Genomic DNA, 21611 nt, shown 5'->3' on the forward strand with positions numbered 1-21611 from the left:
CTTTGGAGCAGTTTATGTACAGCGCCGTCACCCGCAACATCGAAGTGCAGGTCAGGCCGTTCTATCTGGAGGATCACTCCGATCCGCCGCAAAACCGCTATGTCTGGGGCTACCAGGTGACCATCGACAATCAGTCGGATGAGTTCGTGCAGCTTCTTTCACGCTACTGGCACATCACCGACGGTACCGGCAAAGTCGAGGAAGTGCGCGGCACCGGGGTCGTCGGCGAGCAACCCGGACTCAACCCCGGCGACAGCTATCAGTATACGTCCGGATGCCCGCTCTCGACCCCGTCCGGCATCATGGTCGGGCACTACACAATGCGCAACAAGCGGGGCGAGACGTTCGACGTCGCCATCCCCGCCTTCTCGCTCGATTTGCCGGGCACGCGGCGCACCGTCAATTGAGGGCCGTCATCCAGCCGCTGCAAACTCCGCCGGGTCGAAGTCATATTGCTTCGAGCAGAATTCGCAGGCGACGTGAATGCTGCCATCCTCGGTGCTGTCCCTGATCTCCTCGGCGGAAAAGCCTTCGAGAATGCCGCGGATCTTCTCCCTCGAGCATGAGCACTGGTCGGCGACCGGCACGCCGCCGAACACGCGGACGCCATGCTCGTGGAAAAGCCGGTAAAGCAGCCGTTCGGCGCCGATCGTCGGATCGATCAGCTCGGTCGGTTCAATGGTACCAAGCAGCGCCAGCAGCTCCTGCCAGGAATTGTCGGTCGGGTCATGGATTTCCTCACGCGGATCGCCGTCGCCACCGGGAAGGTCGGGTACGCGCATACGCTCCGCCGACTGCGGCAGGAATTGCGCCAGCAGGCCACCGGCCCGCCATTGCTCGCGGGCACCGCCGACGCCGGGCGTCAGAAGCTTGGCAACCGAAAGGCGGAGGTCCGTCGGAATCTGCTCCGACTGGCGGAAATAGGTGCGTGCGGCATCTTCCAGTGTGACGCCGTCGAGCTGGACGATGCCCTGGTAGCGCTGCGTGTGAGCGCCCTGGTCAATGGTCAGCGCCAGGACGCCGCTGCCGAGCAGCGTCTGCGGTGACGTCTCGCCGGCAGAAGTCAAAGCCTGCAGCCGGTCGGCATCGAAGCGGGCATAAGCGCGCAGCGCGTGCGGCGTGGAGAAATCGGCGACCAGCATGTCGACCGGCCCGTCGGTGCGGGTCTGCAGAATGAACTTGCCCTCGAATTTCAGCGAAGTTCCGAGCAGTACCGTCAGCACACAGGCTTCGGCCAGGAGCCGGGCGACCGGCTCGGGATAGTCGTGGCGGCTGAGAATGGCGTCGAGCATCGGCCCGAGCTGGACGGTGCGGCCGCGCACGTCGAGCGGGCCGACCTCGAACGGCAAGACATGATCGTCGCCGGCGTAGCCGAATTCGCCGAGCTTGGGTTTATGTTCAGCCAATTGATGAGTTTCCAACATGACAAAGCTCCGGGGCGCGGCGATGCCGCCCTCCGGGGCGCATGCGACGAGACGCGCTCGATTTGCGTGATGCGCCTGAGATAGGCACCACCCACTCCCGGATCAAGGCGGCCCAGATCAAGGCGGCCCGGATCAAGGCGGCGCAGATCAGGCCGGCCCGGATCATCGCGGCCCGTATCAAGCGCCCAGGCACCAGGCCAGGACCGCCTTCTGGGCATGGAGCCGGTTCTCGGCCTCATCGAACACCACAGAATGCGGTCCGTCGATGACCTCGTCGGTAACCTCCTCACCGCGATGCGCCGGCAGACAGTGCATGAACAGCGCGTCCGGCTTGGCTTTCGCCATCAGTGCCGCATTGACCTGATAGGGCAGGAAGACATTGTGGCCGCGGGCACGGTGCTCCTGGCCCATCGACACCCAGCAGTCGGTGACGATGCAGTCGGCCTCGTGAACGGCCTCCTCGGGCGAGCGGGTGAATTTCAGCTTGCCGCCATTGGCTTTCGACCAGTCGACATGCTTCTGAGCCGGTTCGCTGCCCTCGGGCACGGCGACGTTCAGCTTGAATTGGAACCGCGCAGATGCCTCCAGGAGCGAATGCAGCACGTTGTTGCCGTCGCCGGTCCAGGCGATCGTCTTGCCGGCCACCGGACCGCGGTGCTCTTCGAAGGTCATGATGTCGGCCATCAGCTGGCAGGGATGGGTCTCGTCGGTCAGCCCGTTGATGACGGGGACCGTAGCGTTTTCCGTCAGTTCCAACAGCCGGTCATGCGAGGTGGTGCGGATCATGATGGCATCGACATAGCGCGACAGCACCTTGGCCGTGTCGGCAATGGTCTCCGAGCGGCCAAGCTGCATCTCGGTGCCGGTCAGCATGATCGTCTCGCCACCCAACTGCCGCATGCCGACGTCGAACGATACGCGCGTGCGCGTCGACGGCTTGTCGAAGATCATCGCCAGCACCTTGCCTTCGAGCGGCTTGCTGCGTTCTCCGGCCTTGAGCCTTGCCTTTCGCACAGCTGCGTCGTCGAGCATGAAGCGCAGATCGCCTTCGGAAACGGCAGAAAGATCGGTAAAATGGCGAAGGGACATCAGGAATTCCAGGATTACTTCGCAGCGGCAGCGACGATGGCATCCGCCAGGCTCTTGGCGCCGGCACGAATGCGCTCGAGCGCCTCGTGGATCTCGGCGTCAGTGACGGTGAGAGGCGGCAGCAGGCGGATAACGTTGTCGCCGGCCGGAACCGTCAAGAGATGCTGGTCACGCAGTGCCACCGTGACCTTGGTGTTGGGCATCGCGCATTTAAGCCCAAGCATCAGGCCGGTGCCCCTGATGCTTTCGATAACATCCGGAAATTCGTCGGCGACACCGGCGAGCCCCTGCTTCAACAGCAGCGCCTTGCGCCGGACGTCCTCGAGAAAGCCGTCTTCCAGCACCACGTCGAGCACGGCGTTGCCGACCGCCATCGCCAGCGGATTGCCGCCGAAGGTGGTGCCGTGCACGCCGGCGGTCATGCCGACCGCCGCCTGGTCGGTGGCGAGGCAGGCACCCATCGGGAAGCCGCCGCCGATGCCCTTGGCCACCGCCATCAGGTCGGGGGTGACGCCCGCCCATTCATGCGCAAACAGCTTTCCGGTGCGGCCGACGCCGCATTGGACCTCGTCGAAAATCAGAAGCAGTCCGTGCTGATCGCAGAGCTGCCTGAGCCGCTTCAGCGATTGTGTCGGCACTTGCCTGATACCGCCCTCGCCTTGCACCGGCTCGATCAGGATCGCCGCGGTTTCAGGCGTGATCGCCTTTTCGGCTGCATCCACATCGTCGAAGCCGACCTGGTCGAAGCCGTCGACCTTGGGACCGAAACCTTCCAGGTATTTGTACTGGCCGCCGGCGGCGATGGTCGCCAGGGTACGGCCGTGGAAGGCGCCTTCGAAGGTGATTGTGCGGTATCGCTCGGGATGGCCCTTGACGAAGTGGTAGCGCCGCGCCGTCTTGATGGCGCATTCGAGCGCCTCTGCGCCGGAATTGGTGAAAAACACCTTGTCGGCGAAGCTGGCGTCGGCCAGCCGCTCGCCGAGCCGGCTCTGTCCCGGAATCTCGTACAGATTGGAGACGTGCCAGAGCTTGGCGGCCTGCTCGGTGAGGGCCGCGACCAAATGCGGATGGCTGTAGCCCAATGAATTGACGGCGATCCCGCCGGCGAAATCGAGATATCGCTCGCCCTTATCGGTGACCAGCCAGGTGCCTTCACCGTGGTCGAAAGCCAGGGGTGCGCGAACAAAGGTCTCGAAAAGCGCCGAACCGCTCATTATATGCGTCTCCGGAACCGGAAAAATCAAAAAGCCGCCAAAGCGGCGGCCCTTGCGGCTTATCGTGTTTTTCGGCCGTGAAGTCAACGAAAAGGTCGCGCAAGGACGTGCGGCAAGCCCTCCAGCATAACGCCGGCTCATAAGCGACCGGGCAAGTTGGGGAAAACCGAAAAAACCGATTCGTGTTGGCCTTGGGACTCTTGTCACCGAGTCAGCGCATAAGGTAATTGTAGTAGAGAAATAACTAGATTTCGTGCGGCGGACCTAATCACCCGATATATGTGGTGTCTGCCCGGCAGAAGCCGGGTCGGGAATGGATTCCGATTGCCGCACGTTTCAGCAGGAGCGCGGTCTCATGAACTGGACTGACGAGCGAGTCGAACTTCTCAGAAAATTGTGGTCGGAGGGCCTCAGCGCCAGCCAGATCGCCGCACAGCTTGGCGGGGTCAGCCGCAATGCCGTCATCGGCAAAGTGCACCGGCTGAAACTGTCCGGTCGCGGACGCACGACCGCCTCACCGGCACGCCAGAAGAAGACGGTACAGGGATCGACGATCCAGAAATCGGTGTCTCGGGCAGCAAGCGCCACGCGCCATGCCACCACGTCGATGTCGATCGGTGCGACCGCGCTCAAGGCGCAGTTCGATGCCGAACCGGTGGCGCGCCACTATATCCGCCCGGTCGAGAACGTCGTCGTGCCGATCTCGCGGCATCTGCAACTCGTCGAGCTGAACGAGCGCACCTGCAAATGGCCGAATGGCGATCCGCTTTCGGAAGATTTCCATTTCTGCGGCAACGACGCCGCCGAAACCGGGCCCTACTGCAAGTACCACGCCCGCGTGGCGTTTCAGCCAGCATCGGAGCGGCGGCGGCATAGATAGGCAGTAGGCAGTAGGGGAAGATAGCGCTTCACAAGGGTCGTTTCGCCAACAACTCACTCCCGTATTGCCTATTCTCTACTGGCTACTGGCTACTGCCTATTCCCTTACCCTTACAGCCACCCATTCTTGCGAAACCGCCAGTAAAGAAACGTGCAGATCAGGGCAATTGCCGCCAGGACGGCCGGGTAGCCATATTCCATCCTCAGTTCCGGCATGTCGCTGAAATTCATGCCATAAATGCCGGCGAATGCCGTGGGCACGGCCAAGATGGCGGCCCATGAGGCAAGCTTCTTGGAAATCGCCGTCTCCTGGCTTTGACCGACCAGAAGGCTCGCCTCGAAGGCGAAAGCGAGAACCTCACGCAGGCTGTCGATCTTTTCCTGGACAGTGCGGATATGGTCGGTGACGTCGCGAAACAGCGGGTGCATGGCTGTGTGGATTTGCGGCAGATCGGCGCTGGTCAGCCGCCGGCAGACCTCCACCAGCGGCAGAGCAGCGTTGCGCAGGCGCAAGAGATCGCGGCGCAGCATGTAAAGCCGCTCGATATCGGAGCCGGTCATCGGTTTCAGCAGAACCTTGTCCTCGATCGCCTCGACCTCGTTTTCGATCTGCTCGAGCACGGGCATGTAGTTGTCGACGATGAAATCGAGAATGGCGTAGAGGACGAAATCCTCGCCCTTGGCGAGGGAATGCGGACAGCTTTCCCAGTGCTGGCGAACGGCGGCGTAGGAGGTCGAGGGGCCATGCCTGACGCTGACGATATAGCCGGCGCCGACGAACAGATGCGTCTCGCCGAAGGTGACACGGCTGTCGATCAACTGCGCCGTGCGGGCAACGATGAATAGGGCATCGCCATATTGCTCGATCTTCGGCCGTTGGTGCGGATGCTCGGCGTCCTCGATCGCCAGCTCATGCAGATGGAATTGCGCCTGGACGCGCAGTAACAAATTGCGGTCGGGCTCCAGCAGTCCGATCCAGACCACGTGGCCCGGCTTCCCGGCCCATTCGCCGGCTTCCTCGATCGGAATGTCGGCGATGCGCCGCCCAGCCGTATAGACGCCGCAAGCGATTATACCCGACATCGGCGGCGCAGGAGCAAACTCGCGGACATATTCCATCGCAGCCTCCTGGAGGCGGGGCCTTCATCGCGGAACTGAGAAGTCAGCGCGTCGAAAGCTTAGCGCAATTTTCTGTCAGGTGGCGAATCCGAAATTCGCATTAGTATCGAGAGACACTCATTTCGCTGGTTGCGTTGCGGGAAGAATAACCTTGTCCGTCTTGTCGCCCTTCGGACGATCGGCCGGCATCTGGTCCCCGGTGACGATATAGTAGATCGTCTCGGCGATGTTGGTGGCGTGGTCGCCGATGCGCTCGATGTTCTTGGCGCAAAACAGGAGATGCGTGCAGGGCGTGATGTTGCGTGGGTCTTCCATCATGTAAGTCAGCAACTCGCGAAACAGCGAGGTGTACATGGCATCGATCTGGTCGTCGCGGTCGCGCACGAAACCGATTTTTTCCACCGACCGCGATGCGTAGACGTCGAGTACTTCCTTGAGCTGTGTCAGCGCCAGATTAGCCAAAGCCTCGAGGCCGCGGAACAGGCTGCTCGGCTGGCGCCCATCAGCGACAGCAACCACTCGCTTGGCGACGTTCTTGCCGAGGTCGCCTACCCGTTCGAGGTCCGCCGAGATGCGGATCGCACCGACGATCTCGCGCAGATCCGTCGCCATCGGCTGGCGCTTGGCGATGATGATGATCGCCTTGTCGTCGATCTCGCGCTGCCCCTCATCCAGAACCAGGTCGTCTCGAATGACTTTCTGGGCAAGTCCCGGATCCGCATTGACCAGTGCCGCGACGGCCTGCTCGACCATGCGCTCGGCATGCCCGCCCATCGCCGCGATGCGCTTCGACAGATATTTCAGCTCCTCGTCATAGGCGCTGACGATGTGCACGGACTGCATGGACCAAATGCCTTCCCGGGATCTTGTGGTTGAGTCGCTCCCTCGAATCCCCGCTGATACGCTAGCCGGATGACAGAAAAAAGAAACGGCCCATCATGGGCTAGAGATAGTACTGCGTCAGCGAGCCGGCAAATGGACGGTGAACGCCGCACCCTTGCCGACTTCCGACCAGATGGAGAGCCTGGCGTTGTGCCGGGTCAGGATATGCTTGACGATGGATAGGCCAAGGCCGGTGCCCTTCTGGGTCCGGCTGTTCTCGACGTCGACGCGGTAGAAGCGTTCGGTGATGCGCGGGATGTGTTCTTCGGGAATGCCGGGGCCGAAATCCCTGATAGTGACGTCGATCCCCGGTTCGGTATCGCTGTCGCTGCGCGTGATCGACACCACGACGCGTCCGCCCGACTGACCATATTTGCAGGCGTTTTCCAGCAGGTTTTCGAAGACCTGGAAAAGCTCGTCCCGATCGCCGGGCACGGCGAGCGGTCCTTCCGCGAAATCACGCTCGATGACGACGCCGTTTTCCTTTGCGAGCGGCCCAAGCGAATCGATTACGCTGTCGATGGCCTGGCGCAGATCGACCTCGGTTCCCAGCTTGAGATAGGGCTTCATCTCCAGCCGTGACAGCGACAGAAGGTCGTCGATGAGGCGCGCCATGCGGCTGGTCTGGTTCTGCATGATCTGCAGGAACTGCTCGCGTGCCGCAGGGTCGTTGCGGGCCGGCCCGCGCAGCGTCTCGATGAAGCCGGCAATCGAGGCGAGAGGCGTGCGCAGCTCGTGGCTGGCGTTGGCAATGAAGTCGGCGCGCATTCTGTCGATCCGGCGCGCTTCGCTCTGGTCCTTAAACACCAGCACGTAGAGATCCGTGGCGTGACCGACAGAAGACGCGCTCACCCGATAGGCTCGTTCGACCGGCAGCCTTTCTATGTAGTCGACGCTGTCCGATGCGACGTTGCCTGCCAAAATATTATCCAGCAAGGACTGCATTTCGGGCGCGCGGAATTTCAGCGACAGCGACATGCCGGGGGCAATCCCGCCAAAGGCTGCAAAGGCGGCGGCGTTGGCATGGACGATGGCGGCGGAACGATCGAAAATGATCAGCGGATCGGCAACCGCTGCCGCGAGATATTCGCCGGAAAGTTGTTGCAAGCCGCTCGCCTCGACGGCCGCGGCATTTTCGGTCGATTGACGGGCGACGCCGGCCGGCAGTATCGCCGCGGCAACCAGCACGGCGCCTGCCAGCAGCACCACATAGCCAGACATGCCGGCAAAACCATAAACGATCAGAACCGCAACGAAGCCGGCCGCTAGCAGCCAGCGGCTGTTCCACAGCCGCATGGCGACGGCTTGCGCCCTGCCTTTCCGCTCTGTGCCGATATCGGCCATTTGCGCTCCGTCGCCTGCGCTCCGTGTGCGGCCAACGCTCAATAACTTCCTGCTGGACCGACGCTAGAGCGCCGTGCGTCCAATTGGGCGCACAAAGGACGCTCTACCGCATTATCTGCTGCATCGTTCTTTCCGAAAATCGATTCCGATTTTCGGGCCGATGCCGTAAGGCTTCCAATAGCATGAGTCCGGAGGCTGGAAAGGTTCGTCTCGATGAAAAACGCCAAAGAAAGCCCCACTGCAGCTTCATCGGGGCCGCTGAAGATCATGATCTACGGCAAGGAGCGGGAGTTCGACATCGAGGCTCCGACGCTTCCCGACTGGATCGAGGACCGCAAGCTCACCGCCGGCGGCTACCCTTACGACAAGAAAATGAAGGGCGAGGAGTATGACGAGAGGTTAGAGAAGCTGCAGATCGAGCTGGTCAAGGCGCAGGCGTGGCTGCAGTCGACAGGCAAGCGGGTAATGTCGCTGTTTGAGGGGCGCGACGCTGCCGGCAAGGGCGGCACGATCTTCGTTTTGCGCCAGTATCTGAACCCTCGCACGGCGCGCAACGTGGCGCTGACCAAGCCAACACCCACCGAGCTTGGACAATGGTACTTCCAGCGTTACGTCGACCACTTCCCGACGTCGGGCGAATTCGTCACCTTCGACCGCTCCTGGTACAACCGCGCCGGTGTTGAACCGGTGATGGGATTCTGCACGCCCGAGCAGCACGAGCAATTTCTGGACGAGGTTCCGCATTTCGAGCGGATGATCCGCAACGAAGGCATCCATTTCTTCAAATTCTGGCTGAACATCGGCCGGGAAACACAGCTCGAGCGGTTCCACGACCGTCGCTGGAGCCCGCTGAAGAGCTGGAAGTTTTCGCCGATCGACATCGCCGGCATCACCAAATGGGACGACTACACCAAGGCGCGCGACCTGATGGTGGAACGCACGCACAAGGAGTTCGCGCCCTGGATCATTGTGCGGGCGAACGACAAGCGGCGCGCGCGGCTGGCCGTCATGCAGCGCATTCTCCTGTCGCTTCCCTATGACGGCCGCGATCTCGACGTCATCGGTAAGGTGGACAAGAAGATCATCGGCGAAGGGCCGACTTTCCTCGAAAAATAAGCTCACCTCATCGATACGCGGCTGTCATGCCGCCAGCCGGGCAATCCGCTGCAGTCGCTTCAGCGTAGTGTCGTCCTGCAGCGCCTGCTGGAAAAGGGAGATCTCCTGGTCGATGCGGTCGCAGAGCGCGCCGGTGTCGCCCCTAAGCAGGTCGCGCGTCTGCTGCAGCGCCGCGACAGGCTTCTTGGCGAGTTGCCTGGCTCTTGCCAACGTGGCTTCCTCGACGCTGGCGTCCGTCACGATCTCGCCGACAAGGCCCAGTGCCCTGGCATCTTCGGCGGCGAGCGTGTCGCCCAGGCAGAAGAAGCGGAACGCCCCGGCATAGCCGAGCTTCTGCGGCGCCAGGATGCTGGTCGCCGCGTCCGGCACCAAGCCGAAATCGACGAACGGCACCCGAAACGTGCTCTTGCTCGAGGCGATCACCATGTCGCAGTGGAACAGGATGGTGCAGCCGACGCCGACGGCGTCGCCGTCGACACAGGCAAGGACCGGTTTCGGGAATGTCGCCAGCGTGCGAAACATATCGGTAACGGCGTCGATCAGTCGCCGATGTTTGGTGGCGTCGAGAAATTCGGAGAAATCGGCGCCGAGGCAGAAGCACCCGGCCAGACCGCGCAGGACCACGACGCGGACGTGGTCGTCGGCAGCGGCTTCATGGAATGTCCTGGCCAGGCTTTCATAGGCCAGCCTGTCCAGCACCGGGCGGCCGTCACCCGACGATACCGTGACGATCAGCGTGTGATTGCGGAATTCTGCTTTTGAATGAACGTTCATGGCCTCTCTCCAATCTCACGAGGCGCGTCTCTGTCCGAGCATGTCCGGGTACCCTCTGGCCAGCACCGGCGCAAAGTGGTTGCGGCGCGAACGCACCACGTCGAGCGTGTGCTCGTTGAAGGTGAGCAGTGTGGCAACCACCTGCTGGTTGCCATAGGTACGCTGGTAACCGAGCGGCGTTGCCAGGAAATGCAGCTGCAGCGCGCGAAGCACCCACATCGGCTCGAATTCGATGATAACCTGGTTGACGTTGCGCTTCAGACCCCACTCGACGAAGCCGGCGATCAGCTCCGTGCCGACCGTCGACACGCCGCGCCGGCCGTCGCGGAACCCCGGTGCAACCGCATAGCGGGTCAGTTCATAGACATTCGGGCCCGACGGTGGGGTTCCCTCATAAAGGTCCGCCAGCACATCGGTTAGAAGATGTGCCCGAGTCGTCGGCAACATCCGCTGGTAACCGGCGAGCTCGCCATTGCGGATGACGATCTGGTGCACTGCCTCGTCGTGGTCGAATTGATCGATCTCGAGGCCGTCGGGGCGCTGCAGATCGGTCCATCCCATCTCTTCGACGAAAACTCTGTAACGCAAACGATGAACTGCCTCCCAGAGGTCGGGCCGTTCCATCAATTCCTGGGTCGTGAGGGAAAAAAGCATTTGCCGTCTCCTAGTTTCAATAGGAAGATACGGCCGTGCTTCCCCGAAAAAATTACGCGATCGCGTAGGCAAGAATTTCTAGGCCGGCGCGGCCGACCTAGTTAATATAGCCGCGCCTTATCGCTTCCGCGACGGCCTGGACCCGGTTGACGGCACCGAGTTTGCTTTTGGCGTTAAGAAGGTGTTTCTCTGACGTGTGTTCCGAAATGCCGAGAATTTGTGAAATCTCCCATTCGGACTTGCCAACGGCGGCCCATTGCAGGCATTCGCGCTCACGCGGCGTCAATTCGACATGGTCGATGGTTTTGCCCGCCATAGTGTGGAGCTGCATGGCGCGGCCAATCGCATAAGTCGAGACCAGCGACACCAGCCCGAATTCGGCGCCCGACAATTCGACAGCCTCGCCGCCCAGCGACACCATGACGATCTGGCCATCGAGCGTGATCAGCGGGAAGGCCAACCCGTCGCGCAGCTTGAATTCGCCGGCGTCACCCATGACATCGCCGCCGCTCTTGCCGATAGGGATGCCCTGAGACGCTTCCCGCCACTGGAATGGCGCTTGAAGCTGCTTCATGTGGCTGACGACTGGATCGTGATCGACGTAGTTGCGCGCAACGTAGCGCTCAAGCCATTCAGCCGGCCAGTCGCAAAGCAGCACATGGTCCTTTTGCCGATTTCTCGGCGTGCCGGGTTGCGGAACCGTCCCGGCCATCAGCGCCGTCAGCCCGAACCCGCTTGTTACCCCCAGCAGCTTTTCGCAGACGGTGGCCGCTGTGCCGGCGTGCTGCAACTGATCTATCAGTTCCAGGGTACGATCGAAATGACCCATCGCAACATCTACCCCATGTTGCCTTCCGCTCTTGAGGCCAATGGCAGTGATCAACCCGCACCACGCCATCAACCCCGGACTGCAAAGCTGCTCCCTTTGTGCGCCCTACCGCTCCTCTTCAGCCGGCATCACACAGTCATTTGCAAACTCACTAAACAATATCCCTAAATCGTCACGATGAAACCAAAAACCGTTGTGCATGCGTTATTTTCGTACAAAAAACTGTGTTACTTCGTACTAAAGTCGGGCAAGATCGGACGGAGTCGTCGCGTGGCGTTTCGGCGCATATCCATTTCATTGATTTCGATATTGATCGGAGCGCAATCGCTTGCGGCTGATGCGCTCGCCGCGGAGCCGCAGGTGCCGGTGTTTTGGGACGCCAAGGAGCGGCTGCCAAAGCCGGACCTTTCGATGCTGCCGCGGCTGCGATTCCTGACCACCACGGATTTCCCGCCGTTCAATTTCCTCGATGGGGCAGGCCGGCTGTCGGGCTTCCATGTCGACCTGGCGCGCGCCATCTGCGCCGAGCTCGGCATTGCCGAAAAATGCCAGATCCAGGCGCTGCCCTGGGCCGAGCTCGAAGGTGCGCTCGGGAAAGGCGAAGGCGAAGCGATCATTGCCGGCATCGCCGCGAGGCCGGAGTCGCGGTCGAAATACGCATTCTCACGCCCCTACCTGCAATTTCCGGCACGCTTCATCATGCTGAAGACACAGGCGCTGACCGAACCAATGTTCGACAGGCTGCGCAGCAAACGTGTCGGCGTGATAGCCGATTCCGCGCATGAGCGGATGCTGCGCACTTATTTCGGCGACGTCCAAATCGTCCCCTTCGCAAAGCCGGAGGAGCTTTATGGCAGGCTGAAAGCCGGCAAGATCGACGCCGCCTTCGGCGACGGCATGCGTTTCGCCTTCTGGCTCGGCGGCTCCGATGCGGCTGGCTGTTGCCGCTTTGCCGGCGGCCCCTATCTGGCGCCCGAATACCTTGGCTCGGGCATGGCGATCGCCACCAGGGCCGACGATCCGGCACTGGCGGCCGCATTCGACTACGCGCTGCAGGAAATTTCGGTGAAAGGTACGTTCGCCGAGTTCTATCTTCGCTATTTTCCGGTCAGCTTTTTCTGACTGCCGGCTCAGGTCAGCGTGCGAAGGCGCGCCTTGGCGGCTCGCGCGATGGCGGCGACCGTCAGCGCATCGAGATCGAGTTCCCGGCGGACGAGCTGCAGCACGCGCACCTCCTCCAGGCGCATTTCGAGATCGACGGCCGCAACCTCGAAGGCGGCGGCATAGGCAGTGTCACGCAAGCGTTCCGGAAGCGCCTCGGCGACACGCGCCAGGACGCCCTCCAGCCCGTCCTTCTCCTGCAGCATTTCCTGGCAGGCCTGAGCGACATCGACCAGCCGCTCCTGATTGAAATCCTCAAACACCGGCCAGGATCGAACGACGTCGCCGATCCGCGCCAGTTCGATGTCGGTCATGTCGCGGTCCGACGCCGAAGTGATGACCATCAGGTAGATCATGGCTTCGTGTGGCGACAATGGCATTTACAACTCCTTGAGATGGGTCCCGAAGTTAGGAACGAGAGACCAGCGCCGCAAGGAAAAACAGCCGCCATCGTTGGCGCTCCGGTCACGCCTTGGAACTTGATCCATCCCGACTAAATTGGGACGGGAGCTCTTAATCTTCTTGCCTGATCGCGGTCCTGCCCTGAAACCGGGTTCCACTTTTCGGGATCATGGTCTAGAGCATGCGGCTGCCGGCATGGATGCCGGCAAGTTGCAGGAATAGCATCATGGTCGAACAACAGCCGATCGATCTCAGCCCGGAAGTCCTTACCGCCGCCGCCGAAAGCAAGGCGTGGCCATTCGAGGAAGCGAAAAAGATCGTCGCTCGCTACGCGATCGGTGGCTACCCGGAAACGGTGCTGTTTGAGACCGGCTACGGCCCGTCCGGCCTGCCGCATATCGGCACCTTCGGCGAGGTGGCGCGCACATCTATGGTGCGCCACGCCTTCCGCGTGCTGACTGAAGACAAGGTCAAGACGCGACTGCTGTGCTTCTCCGACGACATGGACGGATTGCGCAAGGTGCCGGACAATGTGCCTAACAAGGACATGCTGCGCGCCTATCTCGGCAAGCCGCTGACCAGGATACCGGACCCTTTCTCCAATGAGTATCCGTCGTTCGGCGCCGCCAATAACGCACGGCTGCGCGCTTTCCTCGACCGTTTCGGCTTCGATTACGAATTCGCTTCCTCGACCGACTATTATACTTCCGGCCGCTTCGACGCGACGCTGCTCAAGATGCTCGAGCGCTTTGATAAGGTGATGGCAATTATGCTGCCGTCGCTGCGCGAGGAACGGGCGCTGAGTTATTCGCCCTTCCTGCCGATCCATCCCAAAACCGGGATCGTCATGCAAGTCGCGATCGACGAGCGCAAGCTCGACGCCGGCACCATAGTGTGGCGCGATCCGGACACCGGCGAGCGCTTCGAGACGCCGGTGACCGGCGGTCATGCCAAGCTGCAATGGAAGCCCGATTGGGCGATGCGCTGGGCAGCACTCGGCGTCGATTACGAGATGTCCGGCAAGGATCTGATCGATTCCGTCAAGCTCGCCGGGCAGATTTGCCGCGCGCTCGATGCTCCGGCGCCGGAGGGCTTCAATTATGAGCTGTTCCTCGATGAGCACGGCCAGAAGATCTCGAAGTCGAAGGGCAATGGGCTAACCATCGACGAGTGGCTAACTTACGCGCCGACCGAGAGTCTTAGCCTTTATATGTTCCAGCGCCCGCGAACCGCGAAGAAGCTTTATTTCGACGTTATCCCGAAGGCAGTGGACGAGTATTATACGTTCCTCTCTGCCTATCAGAGGCAGGACTGGAAGGAGCGGCTGGGCAATCCGGTCTGGCACATGCATGACGGCAATCCCCCGGCAGTCGACCTGCCGGTTCCGTTCTCGCTGCTGCTCAACCTGGTCAGCGCCTCGAATGCGCAGAACAGGGACGTGCTGTGGGGTTTCATTTCGCGCCACGCGCCGGGTGTGACGCCGACGACCCATCCCGAGCTCGACCGGCTGGCCGAATATGCCATCCGCTATTTCGACGATTTCGTGAAGCCGGCGAAAGTGTACCGTGCTGCCGACGCGGTCGAGCGCGAGGCGCTGACCAAGCTTTCGGAAGCGCTCGCCGCGCTGCCGGCTAATGCCGACAGCGAGGCGATCCAGAACGCTGCCCTCAATGTTGCGCGCAAGATCGAGCGCTACCAGGATCATTCCAAGCAGAGCCCGGAGGGCGGACCCGGTGTCTCCGTCGCCTTCTTCCAGATGATCTATCAGGTGCTGATAGGTCAGGAACGCGGGCCGCGCTTCGGCTCCTTCGCCGCCCTCTACGGCATCGCCGAAACGCGTGAGCTCATTCAGCGGGCGCTGGCTGGTCAGCTGGCGGCATGAGGGCGCCGTCCTGCTCCTCCAGGATCGAGCTAGGCGCTACAGGCGCGGATCGCGACGCAGCAGCCGGGAGCGGCGGCAGGCCTGAAACGCTCGGCGCCGGCCCGAAGACGCCTTTTTTTGCTGCACGCGCCTTCTCGCCGGCTTCTACGTAAGGGCCGCCCTTGGCGGCGCGCGCCCAGCCATTTTCGACCAGCCATTGGCCGATATCCTGATTGCCGATCCGGCACTCGGCGGCGATCAGATCACGACCGCCTTCGGGCGGCACGGCACAGACCACAGCACGACTGCGGAGAAAGGCGCGGAAGGCCGTTCGCGCCCGAATGCCGCAATTCCAGGACTCGCCGCCGTCGGTGCAAGTCTCCTCCTGCTTGACGATGTCGATACCGGAAACCGCAATCGAATACCCCTTTGCTTCGATGACCCCGGCGGCCGACGCGACGGGCTGGAATAGTTTCGTGCCTTTCCAGTCGTCGGGCATTTTCGTTTTTGGCGGCTTGGGCGGTCCGGCCAATGCTAGATCGCTCAACGGGGCGCGCGGCTCTATCCGTTCAAGCTCGTTGGAACCGAGCTGCGGCGGCACCACGATTTCTGGATCGATTGCCCTCGAATGCGCCGCCTGCTTGGCCGGCACTGGTTTCGGGATGGCCGACGTAGCCGGCGCGGCGGGCTGCGGTTCAGCGCCGACCTGGATTTGTTCCCAGGGGCCGCCGCTTTCGCTCTGGACGGCGCGGCCGCCGGCGACAATTGCCGTGGCGATTGCCGGGATCGCCAGAACAGCCAAGGCAAGGTGAGGCAGACGCACCGGCCCCGCGCCTACTGGCTTGCCCAGACAATCCGCGCCACCCATTCGACATCGCGCATGGGGATGTCGCGGTCCGGGTGATCGGGATTGAGGGAGACCAGCGCGATCGACTTCGGTGTCTGGCGGTCGAGCACCTTGGCCATCACCTCGCCGGCATTGGTCTTGACGACGACGCGATCGCCCTTTCGTGTGGTAGCTCCCGGCTCGACGATGAGGACATCGCCATTGCGGTAGAGCGGCAGCATGGAATCGCCTTGGACCTTCAACGCATAGGAGGTTTCGGTTGCCCGTGCCGGCAATTCGATCAGGTCCCATCCCTGCCCCGCCGGAAACCCGGCATCGTCGAATAAGCCACCGGCGCCCGCCTGGGCGAAGCCAAGCAGCGGCACCGACGATTTCTGCACGGGCAGTGCGCCGGAATTACCCCGGCCTTCGACCAGTTCTGCAAATTCATCCAGCGAGGCGCCGGTCGCCTCGATGATCTTGGCCAGCGATTCGGTAGACGGCCAGCGCGGCCGCCCATCTGAGGACAGCCGCTTCGATTTGTTGAAGGCGGTCGAGTCGAGGCCAGCGCGCCTGGCCAGTCCGGAGGCCGAAAGCGAATAACGCTCGGCAAGAGCGTCGATGGCGGCCCAAACGCGGTCGTGCGAGAGCACCTTGCTCTCCTTCGAAACAGGAAAAAATACCTTCGCTGTTCTACCCCTTGGCCGCCATCTTGTCCACCGCCGGAGACGGCGTCAGGCCGCCTCCTTGGCCTCGTTCCTGGTATAGGGATCGAAGTGCTCGTAGAAGGTCTCGCCCTTCTCGGCCATGTCGAGCAGCAGCTTCGGCGCCTTGAACTCGGCGCCGTATTTCTTCTGCAGGCGCTTGGCGAGTTTGACGAATTTCTTCGCGCCGATGCCGTCGATGTAGGACAGTGCACCGCCTGTATAGGGTGCGAAGCCGAAGGCCAGGATCGAGCCGACATCGGCCTCGCGTGGGTCGGTAACGATGCCCTCTTCCATCGCCCGTACCGCCTCAAGCGCGATGGTGACCAGCAGCCGCTGCTTCAGTTCCTCATAGTCGACCTGCTCCGGCGACAGCTGCGGGTAGAGGTCCCTGAGGCCTGGCCACAGCTTCTTCTTCGCCGGTTTTGCCGGATAGTCATAGAAGCCCTTGCTGTTCTTACGGCCCAAGCGACCATGCGTGTCGACCATCGTGTTGATCAGCGCCATCTGCTTCGGATCGACCGCCTTGTCGCCGAGGTCGCGCATGGTCTGCTTCATGATCTTCTGGGCAAGGTCGATCGCCGTCTCGTCGGTCAACGCCAGAGGACCGACCGGCATGCCAGCGGCTTTCGCCGCATTCTCGATCATCGGCGCCGGAACACCTTCGATCAGCATCTTGTAGGCTTCCGACATGTAGCGCAGTACGCAGCGATTGACGTAAAAACCGCGCGTATCGTTGACGACGATCGGCGTCTTCTTGATGGCGCGGACAAAGTCGATCGCGGTGGCCAGCGCCTTGTCGCCGGTTTTCTTGCCGAGGATGATCTCGACCAACATCATCTTGTCGACCGGCGAGAAGAAGTGGATGCCGATGAAATTCTTCGGCCGCGCCGAATTCCTGGCCAGCGATGTAATCGGTATGGTCGACGTATTCGAGGCGAAGATCGCCGACGGCTTGAGTACAGCCTCGGCCTGTTCGGTGGCATCCTTCTTGACGGCCGAGTCCTCGAACACCGCCTCGACCACAAGATCGCAGCCGGCAAGATCAGCGTAATCGGCCGTTGGTGTGATCAGCGACAGCAACCGATCCTTGTCCTGCGGCTTGGCACGGCCCTTCTTCACCTGATCCGAGATCAGGGTTTCGGAATGCGCCTTGCCCTTGGCGGCGGACTCCATGTCGCGGTCGAGCAGCACCACCGGAATGCCAGCCTTGGCCGTTACATAGGCGATCCCGGCGCCCATGAAGCCGGCGCCGAGCACGCCGATTTTCTTGAACGTCGTTTCCGGCACACCAGCTGGGCGGCGAGCGCCCTTGTTCAGTTCTTGCAGCGACACGAACAATGAGCGGATCATCGCCGCCGCTTCCCTGGTCTGCATGACCCCGGTGAAGTAGCGTTGCTCGATCCGCAAGGCGGTATCGAACGGCACCAGCAGGCCCTCGTAGACGCATTTCAGGATGGCGGCGGCAGCGGGATAATTGCCATAGGTCTCGCGGCGCAGAATGGCGATAGCCGGCGGCCACAGATTGGCACCTGCCACCGAATAGATCGGAGCGCCGGGCAGCTTGAAGCCCTTTTCATCCCATGGCGCCACCGGTTTCAAGCCGTTCTTGATCATCGCCTTGGCAGTTTCGACCAGCTTGTCCGCCTCGGCAATCTCATGGATCAAGCCCATTGACTTGGCCTTCTGCGGCGACAGCGTCTGGCCGGACGTCAGCATTTGCAGCGCCTGCTGCTGGTCGGTCAGCCGCGGCACGCGCTGGGTGCCGCCGGCGCCTGGAAAAATGCCGATCTTCACTTCCGGAAGCGCCATCCTCACCTGGTCGGAATCGGCCGCGACACGGCCATGGCAGGCGAGCGACAATTCGAACGCGCCGCCCATGCAGGTGCCGTTGATCGCCGAAACCCACGCCTTGCCCGAGGTTTCCAGTTTACGGAACAGGCCATTCATAGCGCCCGCCTTGTCGAACAGCGCCTTGGTCGCCTTCTCCGGGTCCTTCGCTTTGTCGGCGGCGAAGGTCGCCAGCATCTTCTGCAGCATGGTGATGTCGGCGCCGCCCGAGAACGTATCCTTGCCGGAGGTGATCACCGCGCCCTTTATCACTGCATCGCTTGCCACTTTGTCGACGATGGCGTTCAGTTCGCGCATCACCTCCTCGGTGAAGACGTTCATCGAACGGTCCGGCATGTTCCAGGTGACCAGCGCAATGCCGTCGGCGTCGATGTCGAGGGTGAAATTGGTGTAGCTCATCGTCTCTCTCCGTCAGACGCGTTCGATGATCGTTGCAGTGCCCATGCCGGCGCCGATGCAAAGCGTCACCAGCGCGGTGTTGAGGTCGCGGCGTTCCAATTCGTCCAGCACCGTACCGAAGATCATCGCACCGGTGGCGCCGAGCGGATGGCCCATGGCGATGGCCCCACCATTGACGTTGATCCGGTCATGCGGAATGTCGAAAGCCTGCATGTAGCGCAGCACCACCGAAGCGAAGGCCTCGTTGAGTTCGAACAAGTCGATGTCCTGCAGCTTCATCTTCGCCCGCTTCAACAGCTTCTCGGTGACGTCGACCGGGCCGGTCAGCATCAGCACCGGTTCGGAGCCGATATTGGCGAACGCACGGATGCGCGCGCGCGGCTTGAGGCCGAGCGTCTTTCCCGCCTTTTTCGAGCCGAGCAGCACGGCCGCCGCCCCGTCGACAATGCCGGAGGAATTGCCGGCATGGTGGACGTGATTGACCTCTTCCACCTCGGGATGCTTCTGCACGGCGACGGCGTCGAAGCCGCCCATTTCGCCGGGCATGACGAAGGACGGGTTGAGCGCGGCCAGCGACTGCATGTCGGTCGAAGGCCGCATGTGCTCGTCGTGGTCGAGGATGGTCAGGCCGTTCTGGTCCTTGACCGAGATCACCGAATTCTTGAAGCGGCCCTCGCCCCACGCCTTGGCGGCACGCTTCTGGCTTTCGACCGCGTAGGCATCGACATCGTCGCGCGAAAATCCGTATTTGGTGGCGATCAGGTCGGCCGATATGCCTTGCGGCACGAACCAGCCGGGCAGGCCGACCGAGGGATCCATGAACCAGGCGCCGCCGGAGGCGCCCATGCCGACGCGCGACATTGATTCGACGCCACCGGCAATGACGATCTCGTCGGCGCCTTGCGCGATCTTGGCGGCCCCGAAATTGACCGCGTCCAGGCCCGAGGCGCAGAAGCGCGATATCTGCATGCCGGGCGCCTTGGTGTCGTAGCCGGCTTCGAAAGCGGCGGCGCGTGGAATGACCGCACCCGCCTCGCCAACCGGATCGACGCAGCCGAAGATGATGTCGTCGACGGTGCTAGTGTCCAGCCCATTGCGGTCGCGGATGGCCTCGAGCACCTTGGCGCCAAGCCGCACCGCCGGCACCTCGTGCAGCGAGCCATCCTTCTTGCCCCTGCCGCGCGGCGTGCGCACGGCATCATAGACGTAAGCTTCGGCCATTGGTGATCTCCTGTGATCTAAAATCGGGGCTCGACCACCACTTCGGTCCGCACCGAATTGGCGATGAAACAGGCGTCGTGCGCCTTGTGATGAATGCTCTCGATCATAGCCGCATCTGCGTCGCATTCGACGAGCGGCCGAAGGGTGACATGTGTGATGGCTGTGCGCCCTTCAGCATTCTTGGCCATCAGGCCTTCGGCTTCGTCGTGATAAGATCGGACATTGAGCTTAGCGCGTTTTGCCAGATCCAAGAACCAGAGCATGTGGCAAGAAGAAAGCGACGCGACGAACAGTTCTTCCGGATCGACGATCGTTGCATCGCTAAAAGGTGCCGGCACAATCGACGGCGATGCGGAAGCGGAGATGACCGCGCCACCATCAAAATGAAGTTCATGGACCCGGGAATAGCGGCCGGAAAGGAAATCCTCCCGTGCCCCCGACTTCCAGCGAAGCCCAGCAAAATGCTTCGACATGCGACCTCCTAAAGGCTCCGCCCGATCAGCAATTTCATGATCTCGTTGGTGCCGCCGTAGATGCGCTGGACGCGGGCATCGCGGAACATGCGGGCGATCGGATATTCATTCATGTAGCCATAGCCGCCATGCAATTGAAGGCATTCGTCGACGACTTTTCCTTGCAGGTCTGACAGCCAGTATTTGGCCATCGAAGCCGTCACCGGGTCGAGGCCACCGTTAATATGGCGGGCAACGCAGTCATTATAGAAGACGCGGCCGATGGTCGCCTCGGTCTTCAATTCGGCAAGCTTGAACTGGGTGTTCTGGAATTCGATGATGGCCTCGCCGAACGCCTTACGCTCCTTGACGTAGTCGATGGTAAGCGCCAGAGCCCGCTCGACCATGGCAATAGCAGTGGTGCCGATCTGCAGCCGCTCCTGCGGCAATTGTTGCATCAACTGGACGAAGCCCTGGCCTTCGTCATTGCCGAGCAGGTTCGAGGTCGGCACACGCACGTCGTTGAAGAACAGTTCCGACGTGTCGTTGGCTTTGAGGCCGATCTTGTCGAGGTTACGGCCGCGCTCGAAACCCTCCACCTCGTCAGTCTCGACGACGATCAGCGAGATGCCCTTGGCGCCCTTCTCAGGATCGGTCTTGGCAACGACGATGATGAAATTGGCGAGCTGGCCGTTGGTGATAAAAGTCTTCGAGCCGTTGAGCTTGTACCGGTTGCCGTCCTTTTCGGCGCGCATCTTGATGCCCTGCAGGTCTGAGCCCGCACCCGGCTCAGTCATGGCGATGGCGCCGATCAGCTCGCCGGTCGCCAGCCTCGGCAGCCACTTCTTCTTCTGCTCCTCCGAGCCGTAGTGGAGGATATAGGGGGCAACGATCGAATTGTGCAGGCCAATGCCGAACCCGTCGACGCCGACATGGCCGATCGCCTCGATGATGGCGCTCTCATGCGCGAAGGTGCCGCCCGATCCGCCATATTCCTCCGGCATCGAGGCGCACAGCAGTCCGGCAGCACCCGCCTTCTGCCAGCTTTCGCGGTCGACCATCTCGTTCTTCTCGAACTCGTCGTAACGCGGCGCGATCTCTTCCGACATAAAGCGGTGCGCCATGTCGTAAAGCATGCCGACCTCGTCCGCCGCCCAGGCGGGCTTGGGAAGGCCCAGGATTTCGGCGGGGTTGGTCATGGTTTCTCCCTCGCGCCGACGTCCCCCTCCTCCTCGAGACGAGGGTGGCCGCGAAGCGGCCGGGTGGGGTCGCCGATGACTTGCTCGACCTTATCTTTTACAATCTGCGCCATGTGCCACGGCATTGCGATCATTTTCCTCCAAGGCATGCACCAGAATGGAGGTCGGCGCACTGCACGCAGAACCCCTCCCGGCCCTTCGGGCCACCCTC

General features: G+C 61.9%; 21 protein-coding genes. 5 read left to right on the plus strand and 16 right to left on the minus strand.

Going from position 1 to position 21611, the window contains the following annotated elements; translation table 11 throughout:
* Positions 1–14: 14 nt before the first annotated feature.
* A complete protein-coding gene (apaG, locus tag NKJ17_RS02325) occupies positions 15–407 on the plus strand; it encodes a Co2+/Mg2+ efflux facilitator ApaG/CorD (RefSeq protein WP_352506189.1) in 393 nt (130 codons plus the stop codon).
* A 6-nt stretch (positions 408–413) separates the two neighbouring features.
* Here apaG and NKJ17_RS02330 read toward each other — a convergent pair whose 3' ends face one another.
* The 3 genes from NKJ17_RS02330 to NKJ17_RS02340 all read right to left on the minus strand — a co-directional run bounded on the left by NKJ17_RS02330 (position 414) and on the right by NKJ17_RS02340 (position 3727).
* Positions 414–1424 (minus strand): Hsp33 family molecular chaperone, encoded by a 1011-nt coding sequence (locus tag NKJ17_RS02330; protein ID WP_352506188.1) that lies wholly within the window; start codon positions 1422–1424, stop codon positions 414–416.
* A 177-nt stretch (positions 1425–1601) separates the two neighbouring features.
* Entirely contained in the window at positions 1602–2513 is a 912-nt protein-coding gene (gene argF, locus NKJ17_RS02335) for an ornithine carbamoyltransferase (RefSeq protein ID WP_352506187.1), read from the minus strand.
* Between the two features lie 14 nt (positions 2514–2527).
* Positions 2528–3727 carry an aspartate aminotransferase family protein gene (locus tag NKJ17_RS02340; RefSeq protein WP_352506186.1) on the minus strand — a complete coding sequence of 400 codons (1200 nt, stop codon included), beginning with the start codon at positions 3725–3727 and terminating at the stop codon, positions 2528–2530.
* A gap of 355 nt (positions 3728–4082) precedes the next feature.
* Here NKJ17_RS02340 and NKJ17_RS02345 point away from each other — a divergent pair, with 355 nt between their 5' ends.
* Positions 4083–4607: a GcrA family cell cycle regulator gene (locus NKJ17_RS02345; protein WP_352475925.1), complete on the plus strand. Its 525-nt coding sequence runs from the start codon at positions 4083–4085 to the stop codon at positions 4605–4607.
* Positions 4608–4717: 110 nt separating this feature from the next.
* On the opposite strand, the gene NKJ17_RS02350 is transcribed toward NKJ17_RS02345, so the two are convergent.
* The 3 genes from NKJ17_RS02350 to NKJ17_RS02360 all read right to left on the minus strand — a co-directional run bounded on the left by NKJ17_RS02350 (position 4718) and on the right by NKJ17_RS02360 (position 7951).
* Positions 4718–5725 (minus strand): magnesium and cobalt transport protein CorA, encoded by a 1008-nt coding sequence (locus NKJ17_RS02350; protein WP_023677347.1) that lies wholly within the window; start codon positions 5723–5725, stop codon positions 4718–4720.
* 117 nt (positions 5726–5842) lie between these two features.
* Positions 5843–6568, minus strand: coding sequence for a phosphate signaling complex protein PhoU (gene phoU / locus NKJ17_RS02355; protein ID WP_352506185.1), 726 nt, complete (start codon positions 6566–6568; stop codon positions 5843–5845).
* Positions 6569–6685: 117 nt separating this feature from the next.
* A complete protein-coding gene (locus NKJ17_RS02360) occupies positions 6686–7951 on the minus strand; it encodes a sensor histidine kinase (RefSeq protein ID WP_352506184.1) in 1266 nt (421 codons plus the stop codon).
* Positions 7952–8164: 213 nt separating this feature from the next.
* Between NKJ17_RS02360 and ppk2 the strand changes: the two genes are divergently transcribed.
* The gene (gene ppk2, locus NKJ17_RS02365) at positions 8165–9067 is read left to right on the plus strand and encodes a polyphosphate kinase 2 (RefSeq protein WP_352506183.1); all 903 of its coding nucleotides are present in this window, start codon (positions 8165–8167) and stop codon (positions 9065–9067) included.
* Between the two features lie 24 nt (positions 9068–9091).
* Here ppk2 and NKJ17_RS02370 read toward each other — a convergent pair whose 3' ends face one another.
* The 3 genes from NKJ17_RS02370 to NKJ17_RS02380 all read right to left on the minus strand — a co-directional run bounded on the left by NKJ17_RS02370 (position 9092) and on the right by NKJ17_RS02380 (position 11324).
* Complete coding sequence (locus NKJ17_RS02370) at positions 9092–9841, minus strand: enoyl-CoA hydratase-related protein (RefSeq protein ID WP_352506182.1); 750 nt, start codon at positions 9839–9841, stop codon at positions 9092–9094.
* Positions 9842–9856: 15 nt separating this feature from the next.
* On the minus strand, positions 9857–10495 hold the full coding sequence (locus NKJ17_RS02375; RefSeq protein ID WP_023677342.1) for an acyl-homoserine-lactone synthase: 639 nt from the start codon (positions 10493–10495) through the stop codon (positions 9857–9859).
* A gap of 97 nt (positions 10496–10592) precedes the next feature.
* On the minus strand, positions 10593–11324 hold the full coding sequence (locus NKJ17_RS02380) for a helix-turn-helix transcriptional regulator (RefSeq protein ID WP_352686753.1): 732 nt from the start codon (positions 11322–11324) through the stop codon (positions 10593–10595).
* Positions 11325–11594: 270 nt separating this feature from the next.
* On the opposite strand from NKJ17_RS02380, the gene NKJ17_RS02385 reads away from it, so the two are divergent.
* Entirely contained in the window at positions 11595–12446 is an 852-nt protein-coding gene (locus NKJ17_RS02385; RefSeq protein WP_352686756.1) for an ABC transporter substrate-binding protein, read from the plus strand.
* A gap of 8 nt (positions 12447–12454) precedes the next feature.
* On the opposite strand, the gene NKJ17_RS02390 is transcribed toward NKJ17_RS02385, so the two are convergent.
* Positions 12455–12865 (minus strand): tellurite resistance TerB family protein, encoded by a 411-nt coding sequence (locus NKJ17_RS02390; RefSeq protein ID WP_352506179.1) that lies wholly within the window; start codon positions 12863–12865, stop codon positions 12455–12457.
* A 248-nt stretch (positions 12866–13113) separates the two neighbouring features.
* Here NKJ17_RS02390 and NKJ17_RS02395 point away from each other — a divergent pair, with 248 nt between their 5' ends.
* Positions 13114–14769 (plus strand): lysine--tRNA ligase, encoded by a 1656-nt coding sequence (locus NKJ17_RS02395; protein WP_352506178.1) that lies wholly within the window; start codon positions 13114–13116, stop codon positions 14767–14769.
* On the opposite strand, the gene NKJ17_RS02400 is transcribed toward NKJ17_RS02395, so the two are convergent.
* From NKJ17_RS02400 to NKJ17_RS02425, 6 genes are all read right to left on the minus strand, one after another.
* On the minus strand, positions 14732–15571 hold the full coding sequence (locus NKJ17_RS02400) for a thermonuclease family protein (RefSeq protein WP_352686759.1): 840 nt from the start codon (positions 15569–15571) through the stop codon (positions 14732–14734). The two genes, NKJ17_RS02395 and NKJ17_RS02400, sit on opposite strands and share 38 nt — an antisense overlap.
* Before the next feature lie 11 nt (positions 15572–15582).
* Positions 15583–16227 (minus strand): S24 family peptidase, encoded by a 645-nt coding sequence (locus NKJ17_RS02405; protein WP_352686762.1) that lies wholly within the window; start codon positions 16225–16227, stop codon positions 15583–15585.
* 81 nt (positions 16228–16308) lie between these two features.
* Entirely contained in the window at positions 16309–18528 is a 2220-nt protein-coding gene (locus tag NKJ17_RS02410; RefSeq protein WP_352686765.1) for a 3-hydroxyacyl-CoA dehydrogenase NAD-binding domain-containing protein, read from the minus strand.
* Positions 18529–18540: 12 nt separating this feature from the next.
* The gene (locus NKJ17_RS02415; protein WP_352686767.1) at positions 18541–19749 is read right to left on the minus strand and encodes an acetyl-CoA C-acetyltransferase; all 1209 of its coding nucleotides are present in this window, start codon (positions 19747–19749) and stop codon (positions 18541–18543) included.
* A gap of 17 nt (positions 19750–19766) precedes the next feature.
* Entirely contained in the window at positions 19767–20222 is a 456-nt protein-coding gene (locus NKJ17_RS02420; protein ID WP_254816313.1) for an OsmC family protein, read from the minus strand.
* 8 nt (positions 20223–20230) lie between these two features.
* A complete protein-coding gene (locus NKJ17_RS02425) occupies positions 20231–21400 on the minus strand; it encodes an acyl-CoA dehydrogenase family protein (RefSeq protein ID WP_352686770.1) in 1170 nt (389 codons plus the stop codon).
* Positions 21401–21611: the final 211 nt, after the last annotated feature.

The sequence above is a fragment of the Mesorhizobium sp. M0208 genome (assembly GCF_040322015.1).
Taxonomy (GTDB): Bacteria; Pseudomonadota; Alphaproteobacteria; order Rhizobiales; family Rhizobiaceae; genus Mesorhizobium.